General features: G+C 42.4%; 16 protein-coding genes and 18 tRNA genes. 4 read left to right on the top strand and 30 right to left on the bottom strand.

What is annotated here, in order from left to right; all coding sequences use genetic code 11:
• Nucleotides 1-171 precede the first annotated feature (171 nt).
• From J2T13_RS03475 to J2T13_RS03430, 10 genes are all read right to left on the bottom strand, one after another.
• The gene (locus J2T13_RS03475; RefSeq protein WP_429368359.1) at nucleotides 172-822 is read right to left on the bottom strand and encodes a response regulator; all 651 of its coding nucleotides are present in this window, start codon (nucleotides 820-822) and stop codon (nucleotides 172-174) included.
• Nucleotides 812-1,876, bottom strand: coding sequence for a histidine kinase (locus J2T13_RS03470; RefSeq protein ID WP_429368357.1), 1,065 nt, complete (start codon nucleotides 1,874-1,876; stop codon nucleotides 812-814). Before J2T13_RS03470 ends, J2T13_RS03475 begins: the two co-directional genes overlap by 11 nt.
• A gap of 20 nt (nucleotides 1,877-1,896) precedes the next feature.
• A complete protein-coding gene (liaF, locus tag J2T13_RS03465) occupies nucleotides 1,897-2,544 on the bottom strand; it encodes a cell wall-active antibiotics response protein LiaF (RefSeq protein ID WP_429368355.1) in 648 nt (215 codons plus the stop codon).
• A gap of 115 nt (nucleotides 2,545-2,659) precedes the next feature.
• Nucleotides 2,660-3,355, bottom strand: coding sequence for a PspA/IM30 family protein (locus J2T13_RS03460; protein WP_429368353.1), 696 nt, complete (start codon nucleotides 3,353-3,355; stop codon nucleotides 2,660-2,662).
• Nucleotides 3,356-3,358: 3 nt separating this feature from the next.
• Nucleotides 3,359-3,820, bottom strand: coding sequence for a PspC domain-containing protein (locus J2T13_RS03455; RefSeq protein WP_429368351.1), 462 nt, complete (start codon nucleotides 3,818-3,820; stop codon nucleotides 3,359-3,361).
• Between the two features lie 4 nt (nucleotides 3,821-3,824).
• Nucleotides 3,825-4,499 (bottom strand): PspA/IM30 family protein, encoded by a 675-nt coding sequence (locus tag J2T13_RS03450; protein WP_429368349.1) that lies wholly within the window; start codon nucleotides 4,497-4,499, stop codon nucleotides 3,825-3,827.
• Between the two features lie 69 nt (nucleotides 4,500-4,568).
• The gene (locus J2T13_RS03445; RefSeq protein WP_429368347.1) at nucleotides 4,569-4,868 is read right to left on the bottom strand and encodes a LiaF transmembrane domain-containing protein; all 300 of its coding nucleotides are present in this window, start codon (nucleotides 4,866-4,868) and stop codon (nucleotides 4,569-4,571) included.
• Between the two features lie 219 nt (nucleotides 4,869-5,087).
• Nucleotides 5,088-6,563 (bottom strand): RCC1 domain-containing protein, encoded by a 1,476-nt coding sequence (locus J2T13_RS03440; RefSeq protein WP_429368346.1) that lies wholly within the window; start codon nucleotides 6,561-6,563, stop codon nucleotides 5,088-5,090.
• 502 nt (nucleotides 6,564-7,065) lie between these two features.
• The gene (locus tag J2T13_RS03435; RefSeq protein ID WP_429368344.1) at nucleotides 7,066-7,854 is read right to left on the bottom strand and encodes a DUF3600 domain-containing protein; all 789 of its coding nucleotides are present in this window, start codon (nucleotides 7,852-7,854) and stop codon (nucleotides 7,066-7,068) included.
• Nucleotides 7,844-8,428, bottom strand: a complete 585-nt coding sequence (locus J2T13_RS03430) for a sigma-70 family RNA polymerase sigma factor (RefSeq protein WP_429368342.1) — start codon at nucleotides 8,426-8,428, stop codon at nucleotides 7,844-7,846. The genes J2T13_RS03435 and J2T13_RS03430 overlap by 11 nt, the downstream gene beginning before the upstream one ends.
• Nucleotides 8,429-8,598: 170 nt before the next feature.
• Between J2T13_RS03430 and J2T13_RS03425 the strand changes: the two genes are divergently transcribed.
• The 4 genes from J2T13_RS03425 (at nucleotide 8,599) to J2T13_RS03410 (ending at nucleotide 11,420) form a co-directional block, all read left to right on the top strand.
• Entirely contained in the window at nucleotides 8,599-9,231 is a 633-nt protein-coding gene (locus J2T13_RS03425) for a bifunctional transcriptional activator/DNA repair enzyme AdaA (protein WP_429368340.1), read from the top strand.
• Between the two features lie 11 nt (nucleotides 9,232-9,242).
• Complete coding sequence (locus J2T13_RS03420) at nucleotides 9,243-9,791, top strand: methylated-DNA--[protein]-cysteine S-methyltransferase (RefSeq protein WP_429368338.1); 549 nt, start codon at nucleotides 9,243-9,245, stop codon at nucleotides 9,789-9,791.
• Nucleotides 9,784-10,497: a 2OG-Fe(II) oxygenase gene (locus tag J2T13_RS03415; RefSeq protein ID WP_429368336.1), complete on the top strand. Its 714-nt coding sequence runs from the start codon at nucleotides 9,784-9,786 to the stop codon at nucleotides 10,495-10,497. The genes J2T13_RS03420 and J2T13_RS03415 overlap by 8 nt, the downstream gene beginning before the upstream one ends.
• A 104-nt stretch (nucleotides 10,498-10,601) precedes the next feature.
• Nucleotides 10,602-11,420, top strand: a complete 819-nt coding sequence (locus tag J2T13_RS03410; protein ID WP_429368334.1) for an SPL family radical SAM protein — start codon at nucleotides 10,602-10,604, stop codon at nucleotides 11,418-11,420.
• 172 nt (nucleotides 11,421-11,592) lie between these two features.
• Here J2T13_RS03410 and J2T13_RS03405 read toward each other — a convergent pair whose 3' ends face one another.
• The 20 genes from J2T13_RS03405 to J2T13_RS03310 all read right to left on the bottom strand — a co-directional run bounded on the left by J2T13_RS03405 (nucleotide 11,593) and on the right by J2T13_RS03310 (nucleotide 16,055).
• Entirely contained in the window at nucleotides 11,593-12,216 is a 624-nt protein-coding gene (locus J2T13_RS03405) for a DNA-3-methyladenine glycosylase family protein (RefSeq protein ID WP_429368332.1), read from the bottom strand.
• 481 nt (nucleotides 12,217-12,697) lie between these two features.
• Nucleotides 12,698-13,894: an enoyl-ACP reductase FabV gene (gene fabV / locus J2T13_RS03400; RefSeq protein WP_429368330.1), complete on the bottom strand. Its 1,197-nt coding sequence runs from the start codon at nucleotides 13,892-13,894 to the stop codon at nucleotides 12,698-12,700.
• A gap of 353 nt (nucleotides 13,895-14,247) precedes the next feature.
• Nucleotides 14,248-14,329: transfer RNA gene (locus J2T13_RS03395), tRNA-Leu, on the bottom strand.
• Nucleotides 14,330-14,337: 8 nt separating this feature from the next.
• A tRNA-Arg gene (locus J2T13_RS03390) sits at nucleotides 14,338-14,414 on the bottom strand.
• Nucleotides 14,415-14,441: 27 nt separating this feature from the next.
• Nucleotides 14,442-14,527: transfer RNA gene (locus tag J2T13_RS03385), tRNA-Leu, on the bottom strand.
• A gap of 12 nt (nucleotides 14,528-14,539) precedes the next feature.
• Nucleotides 14,540-14,613, bottom strand: a tRNA-Cys gene (locus J2T13_RS03380).
• A 9-nt stretch (nucleotides 14,614-14,622) separates the two neighbouring features.
• A tRNA-Gly gene (locus tag J2T13_RS03375) sits at nucleotides 14,623-14,697 on the bottom strand.
• Nucleotides 14,698-14,703: 6 nt separating this feature from the next.
• Nucleotides 14,704-14,778 (bottom strand) — tRNA-Gln (locus J2T13_RS03370).
• A gap of 13 nt (nucleotides 14,779-14,791) precedes the next feature.
• Nucleotides 14,792-14,867 (bottom strand) — tRNA-His (locus J2T13_RS03365).
• 48 nt (nucleotides 14,868-14,915) lie between these two features.
• Nucleotides 14,916-14,991: transfer RNA gene (locus tag J2T13_RS03360), tRNA-His, on the bottom strand.
• Nucleotides 14,992-15,014: 23 nt separating this feature from the next.
• Nucleotides 15,015-15,088, bottom strand: a tRNA-Trp gene (locus J2T13_RS03355).
• A gap of 10 nt (nucleotides 15,089-15,098) precedes the next feature.
• Nucleotides 15,099-15,183, bottom strand: a tRNA-Tyr gene (locus J2T13_RS03350).
• A 7-nt stretch (nucleotides 15,184-15,190) separates the two neighbouring features.
• Nucleotides 15,191-15,266: transfer RNA gene (locus J2T13_RS03345), tRNA-Thr, on the bottom strand.
• A gap of 26 nt (nucleotides 15,267-15,292) precedes the next feature.
• Nucleotides 15,293-15,368: transfer RNA gene (locus J2T13_RS03340), tRNA-Phe, on the bottom strand.
• Nucleotides 15,369-15,392: 24 nt separating this feature from the next.
• Nucleotides 15,393-15,469, bottom strand: a tRNA-Asp gene (locus J2T13_RS03335).
• Nucleotides 15,470-15,499: 30 nt separating this feature from the next.
• A tRNA-Met gene (locus tag J2T13_RS03330) sits at nucleotides 15,500-15,576 on the bottom strand.
• Between the two features lie 40 nt (nucleotides 15,577-15,616).
• Nucleotides 15,617-15,692: transfer RNA gene (locus tag J2T13_RS03325), tRNA-Val, on the bottom strand.
• 72 nt (nucleotides 15,693-15,764) lie between these two features.
• Nucleotides 15,765-15,839: transfer RNA gene (locus J2T13_RS03320), tRNA-Glu, on the bottom strand.
• 45 nt (nucleotides 15,840-15,884) lie between these two features.
• Nucleotides 15,885-15,976, bottom strand: a tRNA-Ser gene (locus J2T13_RS03315).
• Nucleotides 15,977-15,979: 3 nt separating this feature from the next.
• Nucleotides 15,980-16,055 (bottom strand) — tRNA-Asn (locus J2T13_RS03310).
• Nucleotides 16,056-16,197 lie beyond the last annotated feature (142 nt).

Here is a 16,197-nt window from a genome sequence, read left to right as displayed (position 1 = left end):
TCTTGATTATATTCCGCCTGTAGCAGTAGAAATCCGATGGCAAAGGCGAACGCTTACGCTTCTACAGAACAATTCCGTCCTCTTCACTTATTCATTCAAATCTTTATAAATACAGAAAAACCCTGAAGAATATTCTCAAGGTTTCACAGCTTAAGTATCGATATGGTATAACTACTCAGCAAGCCCATTCTTGTAAGCATAGATTGCTGCCTGCGTACGATCCTCTACATCTAACTTAGCTAACACATTAGTGACATGGAATTTCACCGTTTTAATCCCAATAATTAAATCATCCGCAATTTCTTGGTTGGATTTTCCTTTGGCTACTAAACGAAGCACATCCATTTCACGTTCAGTCAAATCCTTATGAGCAGCTTCTACGACAAGCGGATTACGAATACGATTCATCATTTTGGAAGCGACTTGTGATTCCAGTACAGATTGCCCCCGAGCAGCTGCACGAATCGCTTCTGCAATTTCACTCGCGCGTGATGTTTTGAGAAGGTAGCTAAATGCGCCTGCCTCGATGACAGGATACATTTTCTCATCATCTAGATAACTTGTTAGTACAATCACTTTGCAATCTGGATAAAGCATGAGTAATTGACGTGTAGCCTCAATACCATCCATGCCTTCCATGACAAGGTCCATCAATACAACATCAGGTTTATATTCTCTGGCAAGTCTGATGCCCTCTTCGCCACTCCCAGCCTCTCCTACCACTTCTATACCCTCTTCAGTACCTAGCACTGCCGCTAAGCCTATTCGCACCATTTCATGATCATCTACAAGCAGAACCTTAATTTCTGAATCATTCTCCATGTTTCTCCTCCCCCAATTCTTCATGCACGATTGGTATTGTAATTTCTATCCGAGTCCCTTTACCTACAGCTGTAATAAACTGAATGGAACCCCCGATCTCCGTCACACGTTCTGCCATATTCGACAGACCATAAGATGTTTGCTTCTTATCACCTAATTCGAATCCTATCCCATCATCACGTAGCATGACCTTCACCGTATCCTGCCTTAGATGAATACGAATATCCATTTTTTCAGCTTTGGAATGACGAAGCGTATTCGACATCGCTTCTTGAATAATTCGAAACAAATGATTCTCTATCCCCTTCATCAAATGAATTTCCTTATCCATCTCAAATACAATTTCCATGGGAACTTTCTCCTTGAGCTCATTCACTAGATCCATAAGACCCTGTTCTAACGGTTTACCTTCCAAATAAACGGGTCTTAAATGAAGGAGTAACGCACGCATTTCAGATTGGGCAACAGCGGCCATTTCCTCAATTAAGGCTACCTGTCGCTTCGCTTTGTCAAAATCCTTATCTAGCGTTCTGCCCACCGCCGTAGCCGTCATAGAAATCGCAAACAACTGCTGAGATACAGCATCATGTAGCTCACGAGCAAGTCTCTGACGCTCCTCAATAATTGCAGATACTCTTGCTTGTTCAGCCAGTTGGGCATTATGTGTCGATAGACGTTGTAAAGAAGTCACTTGATCTTCCCACTTCCTACTAATTCGACCAAGCTGCTCTCCTAATCGGCCCACCTCGTCTTGTCCTAGCGCAGGCATGGAACGCGCAACGTTCCCTTTCTCCCATGATAACAGGGTCTCACGTAACAATTCCAGCTTCCGCTTCATCCGATAGCTTTGATAGAAACCGAATACCGCACCCATGCATATAGGGGCAAGTATTAGAGTAGCTCCAGCTTGTATGCCTAATTTCCAAGAATCAAAAGGTGCCAAATAACCATATGTATATAACACATAAAAGATGACCAGAAGTAAAATAAAAGAAAGAAGGGCTCCCTCTCCCATACTTCTGGCTACCATATTCGCCGGTTTATTATTTTTCACAAGAGAACCCCTCCTATTCTTTAAGATAAGCGTATATCCATATCTCCTACCATGTAAGACACGATAAATTTTATTTTATATTCACTATTAGAGTAGTTAGGTGATTTCCAAGAGATACGGTTCATCATCCCACTATCCTTATTGCCATCGAAGTCGATAGAACCGAATAATACAAATGCGTCGATCTCAACACCGTAGTAATCCGGAATAGTCAGATCCATATCTCCCATGATCCCTTGGAACATCATAACCGTGTGCTTATCCTCAGGTAGCCCAAGTGACAGATCTAAATCCGCTTCACCCAGCACATGCCAGACGCTCGTATTTCGAATCACCCAAGGCGCTTGATCCCAATCGAAATTTGACATGAAACTGAGCTTCTGAACAAAGCCCTCTTTAGGTTGTTCTTTCTTAGCCTTAGCATAAAAAAGTCCTAAAGAAATTAAGCATATGGCAACTACAATAAATAAATGATTCAATAAGATCAAGACAGCACCAATTCCCATAAAGAGATACCCTTTTTGAGCGTTGCCTCCACGAATTTTGTAAATACCCAATACGATGAATAGAAGCGCGACGATGGTAGAGAAATCAATCCACTTGCCGAATAGCATAAGAAATCCAACACTGATCAGGCATATCGCTATTATACGGTTTCTCTTTTCCATGCCGCACCTCCTCTTATAAGAATCATGAATTTGGAAAAGCCATACAGTATGGAATTCCATACAGCATGGCTTCACCTTCTTAGCATATCACATCATTACTTACGAACAATACTTATTATTTACTTTCCACCTTAGGAGCTGGAGCATTCACCTTGTTCTTCAATGCGTTAAGCTGCTCTTCCACTTTCAACTGTTTTTCAGCATCGACTGGATTGGAGACATTAGCATAAGAACTACGGTATGGCACTTGCATAACATCTGCTTCTGCTTCAAGTTGCATAATCTTCTCTTCCATACGGTGGAAGCCTAGAGATGCACTACCACTCTCAATGTTGTGAAGACTACTTACTTGGGACATTTGTTTTTTGGCCTTAGCCATTTGTGCACGAGATACTAGCTCGTTCCGTTTATTGCGCATTTTGTAGAACTCATCTTTCATTTCATGCAATTGTTGCACTAGCTCTTTAGCTTGACTCTCGGATTGAACATGCAGACCTTGGTACTCGGAATATTTTTGATCAAAATATATTTTTTCTTCAAGTAGCTTACGCGCCACTTCTTCCTGTCCATTCTTCAATGCGAGCTCAGCTTGACCCTCACGTTGTGCCCCCATCTTCACAGCTTCATCTACACGTTGCTTCATACGACGTTCATTCGCCATCTGTTTAGCAACAGTCACTTCAGCCTCATGAATCTCAGCCTCCATATCACGTAGATATTGATTCAACATCACAATCGGGTCCTCGACTTTATCCAATACCTCATTTACCGATGCCTTTGTCATATCTTTAATTCTTTTAAATACTCCCATTGTTTACACTTCTCCCTTCTCGTACTTAGATAGTTTTATTTTTAACTCTTCCACTTCTTTTTTCAGAGCTTTCTTCTCAATATCCTTCATCATTTCATCCAATTCAGAGTTCTGTGAACTGAATCCACCTGAATTGTTTCTCTGATTATCAAAACCGTAGCCATTAGATTGATTCCCGTTATTCCCGTATCTTGGGTCTCCATTGTATTGATTATTTCTTCCATTAGATCCATAACCTTGTGGACCTGAATATCCATGTCCATCATGGTTAAATGGCGGTAATGATTCCTTCGGAATGACGAGTGCCGCTACGAAATAGACAAACAATGTCGTTCCACCTGTGAAAGGAATACTGAGCAATACCAGGAATCTTAGCAATGTAGAATCAATGCCGAAGACATCCGATAATCCACCGCAAAGGCCGGTTACCATCTTATCTTTTGTTGACCGATACAACTTGCTCATTTCGTTACTCCTTTCCGCTATTATTCAGCTTTGCCTTTAGACGAGCCAGTTCCTTCTCCAGTACAGAAGATACCGTTACGCTCGCTTGTTCAACATAATTTTGACCCATCCGGCGTAATTCGCGTAGACTTTGTGCTTCTAGTTCCCAATCGCTAATCCGATCTTCGAGACGATTAAACATCTTAGGTACGTCTTTTCCACCAAAATCACCCATACGTTGGTTCATACGCTGTTGAAGTCTTAAATTTTCCATTCTTGCAGCGTAATACTGACGTTTACTATATACCGATTGATACTCGAGCTTTAATTCGTTCATCTGATCTTCAAGTTCACGAAGTGATAATCTACTCTGTTCAAGTAGCTCACTATATTGCTCTAGCTTTTCTTCATGGATGATTTTCTCCTGAAGTGCTAACTTCGCTAACTGCTCCTCACCCGCCTTAAGAGCTAGTAATGCCTGCTCCTCACGCTTGTTTCTCATGGATGTTGCTTGGTCCACCTGTTGCTTCAGTTGTTTCGTATGAGAAGCGTACTGTTGGAACAACTTGTCGACTTCAGCAATATCATCACGTGTTGCGATCAGGAATTGATCGATGAGTTTCACTGGGTCCTGACTTTGTTCAAGACGTTCATTTAATGTTGCAACCGTTATATCACGCATTCGGCGAAAAACACTCATACTTTCTACTCCCTCCTTAAACTAACACTTGGTTTCAATTGTTATACATTTGTAAGTTGTAATTTGTTTTTAGTAAGTTATTCTCTTTTTCTTGAAAAGAGATATTCCGTAAACCAACAATATAATTCCTAGTAGTGGCCCAATGAACCAAGCCAGTTTTGAAATTAATGCCATAAGACCGATCGCTAGAATAATCCAACCGATAACCACTTTGCCGCGTCGTATACCGTAATAACCTAACGCAATCATAAGTATCGGAAACAATAATCCAAACAATCTACCCAGTAACGGTCCGAATAGTCCCATCAGCATTAAAGCTCCAATAAAGATCAGTACAACAGCCAATCCATTTCCACGTTTTGTTTGCATCCATTCTCACCGCCTCTCTCAAGGTCTCAACCTTATGTACTTATTGTAGGTGTAAATCAAGTTTTTCAAAACAGACCAGAGGCGGTAATTCATCCTAGACCTTAGGCGGGGATGGTCATGGTCTGAAGTCGGAGGACGTAAAAAAAGAAAACATTAGATAAATAGATCCAATGTTCTCTTATTCAGATGAGGGTAAGGGGAATTTATATGCGAATTTTATTATTTCTTCGAAATTTTGAGTTCATTCAACTGCGGATTCCAAGATACGACTACCCCCAGCCCCTGCTCCAAAAGCTGATAGGGTACACTAACTGTGCCTGAGATACTCATTACACGGTCTGGTAAATCGAAGGTCTCTAATCCCTCCCATACTTGAGTTTCAAGCTTCTTGAATGTCACTGTTCGGCCTTCATATTCCAGGGAATAGCCTACGAAGTTACCCTCGTTTGGAACGGTGGTAAACTTCGCTCCCAGCATAATAGCGACATCTTTAATAGGAATCTGAACAGAGGTCTCTGTGATCAATGCAGGAAATGCAGACTTTAGCGGCTGCCCATTAATGATGACATCGACATCAGCTCGTGCCTGTTGTGGACGGTATAGCATGCCATCTGCAGATACTGGCGTTCCGCCTGCCTCATTGAATTTACCATGCCCCCATGTCCATACCTTTCCATTCTCTGAAATGGCAATATTGTGATAAGTTCCAGCTCCAATTGTCTTGATCTTGGGCAAGTGATTTACCTTACCTTGCTTTCCAGTGACTGTTTCTCCGTAGTTGAACACTTCACCACTAGTAGTTAACAGAACCCAATAACGACCTCCCGACACCACTTCTTTGATCGTCAACTCCTTATTCACAGCAATAACTTTACCCTCCTGATTCACTCTCCATACCTTCCCTTTCGCATCAAGGGCAAGCAATTGTCCTTCTGCGAAAGAAACCTGTTGAATGTTAGATAGACCTGACTGCTTTACAGGTACCGTTCCTTCCGATTTCTCTCTATATATGGATGATAATGAAGCCTCATCCCAGCTCCAGACGGTTCCATCTTTTTTAACAGCATAGCCCTTATTCCCACTCCCATCTATTTGAATGACTCCAGTCATTCCTTTTACAGCCGCAGGTTTACGAGGCTTTTCCTGTTCTCCTATCCTCCACTGTCGTTCCCATGACCATACGTTTCCATCTTTAAGTAGCGCAATACCTGAATTAGATAAGGCTTTAACCTCAACTACATTAGTAACCCCCTCAATTTGAGTAGGTAGCATGGAATGTTGTTTGCCATCTTCATAGCCTAATGCAACACCCCATTTCCAGACGGTCCCATCTGATTTCACCGCCAAATTATGACTACTTCCATTGACAGAAATTCCTTTTATGTCTTCAAGCCCCGATAAGTGCACAGGAGCTTCAGTTCTACTGAAGCTCACTGTCGGCTGTAGCCCCAGTTCTCCAAACAGATTGCGTCCCCATACCCAAACCGAGCCATCATTTCTAAGAGCTACTGTAAAGTAGCTTCCTCCCTCTACCTGAATAAAGTCTTTGGACGGTGGAGTTTCACTTTTTGCCGCTAATGCATGCATAGGAGCTGCGATCATCACGAATATCATGATGATAAAGGCTAAGCCCCACGCCGAAATTCTCCTAGTCTCTATTGTAGCTGTCCCATCTAACGTGCGTTGATTTGCCAACTTTCCAACCCCTTTCTGAATTTTAACAAATAATATCGGCTCAAAACCAAAATCAGCGGTTGACAATAAAATGTAGTGGAAACAGCGTTCCGTCTTGGAGGATGTTACCCTCACTGTTAAAGGAAGATTTCTTGAATTGGATTGGATTGAATAAGGTAGAAATCCTCCTTTAAAGGTGAACGCTCCGCTTGTCCACATTCCTCCAAAACTCCTCTGAGATCTTCTCTCTGTCAACCACTAAATTTTAGATTGAGCCATAATAATAATCCATAATATGTTAATAGACGCTATAAGTCATAATAAGGTTGCTATACAAAACTAGAATCCACTATAGTAAAATAGAGACGGTCCCTCGGTCTTCGACCTTCAGGGCAGTCTCCATAAAATTGTTATCAACTCGTAAACATTCTTCATTAAAGGCTGATCTCGACGCCAATTACATATCATCGCATGAAAGATAAACCCAATCCAAAACAGAGACCACTTTCATAATCTGATGAACTCATGAACTCGGCTTTATCATAACGCCAACCTTACCTAAGTATGGGTTAATCTCTTCATAAAGCTGATTTAAATCTTTTTTTTCCTTCGCAGTTAGTCTGTCCATATTGTCCATATAGACGCCGCTATCCGGATCTATAAGCTTTGCATCATATGATCTTATCTCGTTTATTTTTTTGGTGAAATCAATTAATTCATCTTTGTTAAATGTTTTCTTTGCATCCTCCATTACTCCGTTCCAGAAAATATCCATATCTAAAACTTTATTTTTATCTATATTATTATCTATTTCCTGCCACTGTGATTCAAATTTACTCAATTTTTCAAATAAGGGCTCTAATTCTACAGTCAATCTTTGAAACGTTTCTTGGTCAGCAGCATTTAATTGCTCTGGGTGAATTACTCCCTCAGCATCTGCATATTTCAGATTAAAATTTCCGAACTTTTTGATTAAAGACATAAACGTTGTAAATTCCTCTTCGGTAAAGCTTTTTCTAGCGACTTGTAATTTGCCTTCGAGTTTATCATATTTCTCCTGTGTTCCTCCAATGGATGCGACATTTTCTTGTGAACCATAAATGGAATCAGCTAAATAGTTATACCCTGCATAAGCTCCTGTAGGGATTAATAAAGTAGCAGCAACAATGCTCGCCACGAGCCATTTCTTCATTCGTTTTCCTCCTTTTTTGAACACAACTTGATTCAGTATGCTTTCTTTCAGATCCGGTGGAGCCATCCACTTCTTGCCTTCTTCCTGGAATGCTGATCGCAACTCATCCTCAAGACTCATGCAGATCCTCCACCTTTCCCGCAATAAGAATGTTAGTTTTCTGCTTCTGACGCAGCTTCTGTAGCGCAGCGTGGATACGTGATTTCACAGTCCCTAGAGGGATGTCCAATATGGTAGCTATCTCCTCTTGGGCGTATTCATTCAAATAATGTAGAATTACAACTTGCTTCAGTTTGTACGAAAGACGGTCTACGCTCGCAAGTAAGGAATGATTTGATATTTTGTCCACGACCTCATTCGAGAAGTCGTATTCCATGGTTTGATCAACCTGTTCAGCCTTCTTAGTGATTCGGAGATGCGTCCATCTCCTTCTTCGATAAGCATGAATTTGTCGCATGACCACACCCATTAGCCAAGGACGAAAGGATCGATTTACATCAAATTGTCCAAGAGACCGGTGTACTTGAATATAAATCTCTTGAACCACATCATCTACATCAGATGCTTCTCTCACAAGGAAATGGACGGACTTGTATACATCTCGAATGGTTATTTCATATAACTCGCTGTACGCTTCACGGCTGCCGGCTAGCGTAAGCTCAATGAGTCCTTTATATTCTTCTGGATTGTTCACCCGCCATCCCCCTTCGCCCTTACAGTATATATTGGAAAGTATACAATATTTCGTTCGATTTATTTTTGAAATACAGTTCAGAAGGGTTATTTCGTTATCTTGCTGTTATATTGGTGAATCCGTACAAACGTTCATTTCAGGCGTTATACTATTCGTGGAGGTGAAGAGAAATGATGAACCAAATGAATCAGGAATCGGAGAAGTCCTTCCGAAGATTGGACGATACGGCTAATACGTTCAACACGGAAATACTAACAAATGAACGATGGCAAGCCATTACTAACAACGATGCTTCTTACGATGGTCAATTTTTCTACGCGGTAAAGACCACGGGCATCTTTTGCCGACCCTCCTGCAAATCTAGACCACCAAAAAAAGAGAATATCAACTTATTTCTAACTACTCAACACGCGTTATCTGCTAAATTTCGTCCGTGTAAACGATGTAAGCCTACAGGTCAACGTTTGCCAGATAATGAATGGATAGCAATCGTGACAGAATACATCGACAGAAACTACATGGGTAATTTAGCGCTAAACATTCTCGCAGATATTAGTCATGGCAGTTCATATCATTTACATCGGACATTCAAGAGAGTCACGGGGATCACACCCGTTGAGTATATTCAGCAAATACGGATTGAGCATGCCAAGCGGCAACTAGTCTCTTCTGAGAAATCTATTGGTGAAGTTGGCCTGAGTGTGGGCTTGTCTAATACACCCTATTTCATCACCCTATTCAAAAAGAAAACAGGATATACACCCGCAGGCTATCGTCAATTTCAGCACCAAAACAAGGAATGAGGTATTTGAAAATGAAAAATAATACTAATTCATTAATCTATTGGACATTGTTAACTCATGAGGCTTGGAGTATATATATCGCGGCTACTTCTGAAGGGCTTTGTTTCGTAGGCTCTCAGAATCACCCCTTCGAGGAGTTGACCCGCTGGGTACAATCTCGTTTTCCGAGCAACACATTAAATCAGGATAATGAAAAGCTACTACCTTATGCATCCGAGCTTATCGAATATTTGCAGGGGACGCGAACAAACTTTACATCCCCCTTCGACTTTCATGGAACACCCTTTCAATTGGCTGTGTGGAACGCCCTTTGCAGCATCCCCTATGGTCAGACCCAATCTTATTCGGATATTGCCAACCAGATCCAAAAGCCAACCGCAGTTCGCGCAGTCGGCGCTGCTATTGGGGCAAATCCCATTTTAATTACCGTACCCTGCCATCGTGTAATCGGAAAAAGCGGCGCTTTAACTGGCTATCGTGGCGGTGTGGACATGAAAACGAAGCTGTTGAGATTGGAACAGGACAGTTTACTTATTGAAGGAGGTATCCAGCATGCCTGATCGTCTCGCCGAACGCGTAGCTGATCTAGATTGGAATTCAATCCAACAATCGTTGGACGTACATGGGTATGCCAAACTTCCCTCTTTGTTAAATAAAATAGAGTGCAAAGAGATCATTGAGACTTATGAGGAAGAGGATTATTTCCGAAGCGCCGTTAACATGGCCAGATACCGATTTGGGATCGGGGAGTACAAATATTACCACGATCCTCTTCCAGATATTCTACAACAACTGCGTGAAGGGTTTTATCCAGAACTTGCAAAAACAGCGAATCGTTGGCTCGACCAATTGGGTCATGTTTCCAACTACCCATCTACGTTGACGGAATTTCTAGATCAATGCCACAAAGAGGGCCAAACCAGATCAACCCCATTAATTCTGAGGTATGAAGCTGGAGGCTACAACTGTCTACATCAGGACCTATATGGGAAAGTATTCTTCCCCTTTCAGGTGGTGTTCGCCCTCAATCAAATAGAAGAAGATTACACGGGTGGAGAGTTTATGCTTGTTGAACAGCGTCCGCGTGCACAAAGCCGAGGCCACGTCATCACTTTAGAGCAAGGCGAGGGGCTTATTTTCCCGACTAATCATCGGCCCGTTTTGGGAGCTCACGGCTATTATAAAACCACGCTCAAACATGGTGTTAGTACTGTCACCTCTGGGATAAGATACAGTTCTGGTATTATTTTTCACGATGCTATATAGAGAGTAATACTTCATTTTTTTAGAATAATAATTTACTGACAACATTACAAAATCACAAAAATTCAAACTATTCTGATCCTAACTAAACTTTGGGGAGTACTCGTATGAAAACGGAATATTTATTTAAAACACCAAAAACGCTCCTGAACAAGGGGACCGGGTTTCTCGCCGGCTATAGTCATTCGTTGAATCCTTATACGGGTTGTTCATTTGGCTGTTCTTACTGCTATGTGCGACAAATGCCAGTCTCTACTTTTCGCAACGCCGAGTGGGGCACATGGGTTGATATTAAGGAACATGCTGCAAATGTTCTCATAAAGGAGCTTCAAAGAGCTAAAGACAAAGGTCCAGTCACCATTTTTATGTCATCAAGCACAGATCCATATCAACCCATTGAATATAAAGAGCAAATTACTCGATCTTTACTAGAGGTCATGGCTAATAATCCACCCGATTTTTTATTCGTGCAGACTCGAAGCCCTCTTGTTCGGAGAGATATTGATCTGTTTTTATGCCTTGGGAAGAAGGTACGGGTAAGCATGACGGTGGAAACTGACCGTGAGGACATTCGCAAACACTTCTCTCCGAATGCCCCTCCCATTCCCGCAAGATTAAAAACGCTTCAGTTATTGACTGAAGCTGGCATACCTACGCAGGCAACTATTGCGCCTGTGTTACCAAGTAGCGAAACGTTTGCTGAAATGTTACATTCACTGGTGGATCGCGTATGCGTAGATGATTATTTCATGGGGGACGGTAGTGGCGGAAAACGAACGCGTAATTTAGGCATTCACAATTTGTACAAACAGATAGGCATGGAGGAATGGTATCATCCCAATGCCTATCGTATGGTTTATGAGCGATTGCTTCAGGTTTTTTCGGAGGATCAGCTTTATGTAAGCCAACAAGGATTTGAACCTTAAATAGGACAATATCAATTATATTATTTTATGTGAATAACAGCCTATCATTCGTTGACACGATATAGGCTTTCTTTTACAAAATGGTCTTTGATCTCATACTCTGAACGTTTTATTCCCTCTTTCCCTACTGTCACTTGATTTCACAACTTGATAAATGTTGAATATTGCCGTCCTAATCTTTTTCAAACGAGATATTCCACAGGTATATGGAGGCAACCGAACCTAGAGGCGAATATCTGAGGCGGTATTCTTCGAACTGCTGTTTTGAAATTGAACTGAGACCATATAGTTTCATCATACCTCGTCGAATAGCTATATCCCCCCAACTAACAACATCCCGACGTTCCATTGAATTGATAAGCATCATTTCCGCCGTCCATTTGCCCACTCCATTTAAGGACGTCAGCTTTTTGATAACATCAGTATCCGATAAATGATGTAGTTCATCCAAATCAAAAGTACCTTGAGCGATCATATGGGCAACATTATGAATGCAAACTGCCTTTTTCATTGTCATCCCACAACCTTGAATATCATCAGCACTTACCATGGCTATATTTTGTGGGGAAATCTCTCCAAATCGATCCTGTATCCTTGTCCAGATGGTATGGACTGCCTTCACAGATATAAGCTGGCCTACGACGGCATAGACTAGCGCGGTGAACAGGTCAGGAATGATGATACGCTCAAGCTTGCCTATTCGAGTTATTACTTCCCCCAGTGTTTCATCCACACTTTTCAAGTAATCTATTTCTTCTTCTCCATAGTCAAAATACTTTGTTTTAATCGTATGCAACGATTTCCCCTCCGTATATCTATTCACTCGTAGCGACTTAACCTAGATACCTTTGACCTCTGATTTCTTATCCATGTAAATTTCATGGACATATAGCATTACTATACCTCATTATGCTTCGAATGTACGTATAGTTGAATATGATAGCAAGATTGTAAAATATTATGCAATGAGGTCCATGTTACTACAACCTATGAGCATTAGAGAAATTTCACCTAATCCAAGGTTCACTCTTAACGGATCAAAAAAACTTAATATAGCACACTTTCGTCCTAACTACTTGAATACTAAACTAACTTTCATGGAAGCAATATTATGTTTCAGTGGACATGAGAAAAGATGACTCCTAAACATCCAGAGTCATCTCTCATTCGCTTGGCAGCGATAATGGTTCATCCTATTTCTACAAATATAGAAACAAATATAGAAACACAGCCATTGGGCAATTCGTGGTCTTTGAACTGCTACCTTGTGCTATTAACTAAGATTTAAGATTTGGAATTAGCACCTCTGGATTCGTATCGACTTCGTAATCTACGCCGTCGGTTTCAAATCCAAATAGCTGGAAGAATTCCTTACGGTACCCTTTAAGATCAGAAAGGTCATACACGTTGTCCGTCGTCAGTTCTGACCAGAGCTTGGCCACCTCTGCTTGAATTTCCGGCTTCATTTCCCAATCATCAACACGGATTAATCCTCTATCGTCGACTTGTGTGTCCCCTGAACCATTATAGAGTCGATCAGAGAACAACCGATACATCTGCTCAATACATCCTTCATGAGTACCATGCTCCTTCATAACTTTATAAAGGGCAGAGATATATAAAGGTACCACAGGGATTGCTGAACTAGATTGTGTTACGAGCGCTTTGTTCACTGACACGAATGCACGGCCGCCATGAGTCCCAAGCTGCTTGTTAAGACGTTTCGCTGTTACTTCCAAATCATTTTTGGCATAACCAATCGTTCCTTCGCGGTATACCGCGTGTGTAATTTCAGGTCCGATATAAGAATAAGCAACGGTAGTTGCACCTTCTGCTAGTACGCCTGCTTGCTCTAGCTCATCCATCCACATTTGCCAATCTTCGCCGCCCATCACGGCAATCGTTTGGCGAATTTCATCTTCATTCGCAGGCTCAATCGTAACTTCCGTTACTTCGCCACTGTGAAAATTGACGGTTTTGTTCGTAAAGTTCTCGCCAATTGGCTTAATTACAGAAGAGAACGTCTCGCCCGTTTTCGGATGTGTACGACGAGGTGAGGCCACACTATAAATGACTAAATCAATTTTGCCAAGCTCTGTACGGATCAAATCAATTGTTTTAGCTTTAATCTCATCGGAAAAAGCGTCGCCTACGATACTGAACGATTGACGGCCAGCTTCTTTGGCCGCTTCTTCAAACGCAGCCGAATTATACCAGCCTGCCGAAGCCGTACGTGCTCCTTCTGCAGCTTTATCAAAATAAACGCCGATAGTGTTAGCTCCTGCAGCAAATGAAGCCACAATGCGGGAAGCCAATCCATAGCCTGTAGAAGCACCTATAACAAGCACATTACGTGGACCTTCGATAGCTGGTTGAGATTTTACGTAGTCAACTTGACGCTGCACTTGCTTAGCACAGCCTTCTGGATGTGCTGTCGTACAAATAAAGCCGCGTGTTTTGGGTTGAATCATCATATTAGGTGTTTCCTCCTATAGAAAAATTTGCTAGTCTTCCTTGATGCAGAACATTTCTATCCTATTTTACCGATTGCTGGCCATAAAGGAAAGGGGGAGGGCAAAGGGAATGAGATTTTCACAAGTTTCATTCAGAGCCAAGGACTCTGTAACCCCTATTCAAGAAAACTTCTGAGCTCATAATGCTCTAAAGTTTTTGCGTAAATATCTTATTCCTTAGCTACTCCATCATGGATTCGTCGTCACTAATAACAATTTAAATTGGATTATTCCTAATCCATTACAGTTTCCCTTAAAACAGAAAAAAGGATTACAAGAGTGCTAAGTTAAGCAATCTTATAATCCTTTTAGAATACCGATGGCCGGACTCGAACCGGCAAGCCCTGCGGCACCGCATTTTGAGTGCGGCGTGTCTGCCAGTTCCACCACATCGGCGTAATTCATGGTGCGCCCTAAGAGATTCGAACTCCTGGCCTTTTGATTCGTAGTCAAACGCTCTATCCAGCTGAGCTAAGGGCGCATATGATATTGTGAATTAATTAATAAATGCGGAAGACCAGACTTGAACTGGTACGATAGTCACCTACCGCAGGATTTTAAGTCCTGTGCGTCTGCCGATTCCGCCACTCCCGCATATTAAATTAATGGAGGCGCCACCCAGATTTGAACTGGGGATAAAGCTTTTGCAGAGCTGTGCCTTACCACTTGGCTATGGCGCCGTAAAGAAATGGAGCGGACGACGGGAATCGAACCCGCGACCCTCGCCTTGGCAAGGCGATGCTCTACCGCTGAGCCACGTCCGCCCATAATGGCTGGGGATATAGGATTTGAACCTATGCGTGACGGAGTCAAAGTCCGTTGCCTTACCGCTTGGCTAATCCCCAACATTATAATTAATGGGGCGACTGATGGGACTTGAACCCACGAATGCCGGAACCACAATCCGGTGCGTTAACCCCTTCGCCACAATCGCCATATTATTATATACATCATCATGTAAAACAACAGTTCATTCAAAAAATGGGGCGACTGATGGGACTTGAACCCACGAATGCCGGAACCACAATCCGGTGCGTTAACCCCTTCGCCACAATCGCCATATTATAATTCTAAAATTCTTTGGCAGGGGCAGCAGGAATTGAACCCACACCAACGGTTTTGGAGACCGTTGTTCTACCTTTAAACTATGCCCCTATAAAAGAAATGGTGGAGGATGATGGATTCGAACCACCGAACTCGTAGAGAGCAGATTTACAGTCTGCCGTGTTTAGCCACTTCACTAATCCTCCAAAACAATGGTGCCGGCGAGAGGACTTGAACCCCCAACCTACTGATTACAAGTCAGTTGCTCTACCAGTTGAGCTACACCGGCACACCATTCAACTTCCAATAAAACAATGGTGGCTCGGAACGGAATCGAACCGCCGACACGAGGATTTTCAGTCCTCTGCTCTACCGACTGAGCTACCGAGCCATATTAAAGCAATAAAATAAAAAATGGCGGAACCGACGGGACTCGAACCCGCGATCTCCTGCGTGACAGGCAGGCATGTTAACCAACTACACCACGGTTCCACATATTTATTCCCCACTGAAGAGAATAATTGGTTGCGGGGGCAGGATTTGAACCTGCGACCTTCGGGTTATGAGCCCGACGAGCTACCGGACTGCTCCACCCCGCGTCATTAGCAAACTATTCATTCATCCCCGTAAGGGACCGTATGGTGGAGGCTGAGGGGATCGAACCCCCGACCCTCTGCTTGTAAGGCAGATGCTCTCCCAGCTGAGCTAAGCCTCCATTAAAGATATAAATATCATCATATCACAAATATCGATTTCATATCAAGCTCATTCTCGATATTAATAATTATGGTGACCCGTATGGGATTCGAACCCATGTTACCTCCGTGAAAGGGAGGTGTCTTAACCCCTTGACCAACGGGCCAAAAATTTTTATGAAGTAAGACTCTCTTCATAAGTATAAATATTATGGCGGAGAGAGAGGGATTCGAACCCTCGAGACACTTTTGGCGCCTACACGATTTCCAATCGTGCTCCTTCGGCCAACTCGGACACCTCTCCATATGGCTCCCCGAACAGGGCTCGAACCTGTGACAACTCGATTAACAGTCGAGTGCTCTACCAACTGAGCTATCAGGGAATATAACTATTATTCAAGGTTTAATCCTTGAAAACTAGATACGAAACAACTTTGCGAGTTTAAAAGCATATGCTTCCGAAGTACTTTCACTTCGTGAAACTTTAGGATAAGCCCTCGACCGATTAGTATTGGTCAGCTCCAT

The sequence above is a fragment of the Paenibacillus sp. DS2015 genome, from assembly GCF_050433705.1.
Taxonomy (GTDB): domain Bacteria; phylum Bacillota; class Bacilli; order Paenibacillales; family Paenibacillaceae; genus Paenibacillus_AQ.
The sequence above is the reverse complement of the archived record's forward strand: the minus strand, read 5'-3'. Positions and strand labels throughout refer to the sequence as shown.